Below are 764 nucleotides of genomic sequence, written 5' to 3' on the forward strand. Positions count from 1 at the left end.
GAAAGCCCCCGGGCGGCGGCCCGCCCGCCGGCGCGGCCAATTGCACCGTGCGCGCCGGCACGGCGAAGTCCACGCCCAGCGCGGCGAGTTCGCGCATCAGCGACAGGTTGATGCGCTGCTGCAGGTCCATGTACACGTTGTAGGCCGGGTCCAGCACGATGTAGACCACCTCGTACTGCAGCCCGTTCTCGACGAAGCCCTGCAGGTGCGCGCGGTCGAAGCGCGCCTGGCCTTCGGCCTCGATGATGCGGCGCACGGCCTGCGGCACCGCCTCGGCCTGCTCGGCCGTGGTGCCGTAGGGCACGCGGAACTGGAACACGATGCGCCGCTCCTGCAGGTAGCGGTAGTTGTTGATGGTCTGCTTGAGCAGGTCGGTGTTGCTCATCACCACCTGCTCGCCGCCCAGGCTGCGGATGCGCGTGGTCTTGAGGCCGATGCGCTGCACCGTGCCCGCGACGCCGCCCACCACGATGAAATCGCCTGCATCGAACGGCTTGTCCACTGCGATCGCCAGCGAGGCGAACAGATCGCCCAGGATGCTCTGCACTGCCAGCGCCACCGCGATGCCGCCCACCCCCAGGCTGGCCACGAACGCCGTGATGTTCACCCCCAGATTGGACAGCATGGCCAGCAGCACCGTGGCCCACAGCAGCGTGCGCAGCCCCCAGGACAGCAGCGTGGCCGACGCGCTGAACGGCGCCGCGTCGCCCGCGGCGGCCAGGCCGTGGTGCGTGCGATAACGCGCGATCCCCAGGGCCACCGCG

Annotated in this window: 1 protein-coding gene; it reads right to left on the reverse strand. The window is 70.3% G+C overall.

Annotation, left to right across the window (positions count from 1 at the left end; translation table 11 throughout):
• Positions 1–764: mechanosensitive ion channel family protein (locus AC27IQ_RS26170; RefSeq protein WP_487091388.1), on the reverse strand; the 764-nt coding region annotated here is incomplete at both ends.

The sequence above is a fragment of the Acidovorax sp. KPB24-07 genome, from assembly GCF_057543315.1.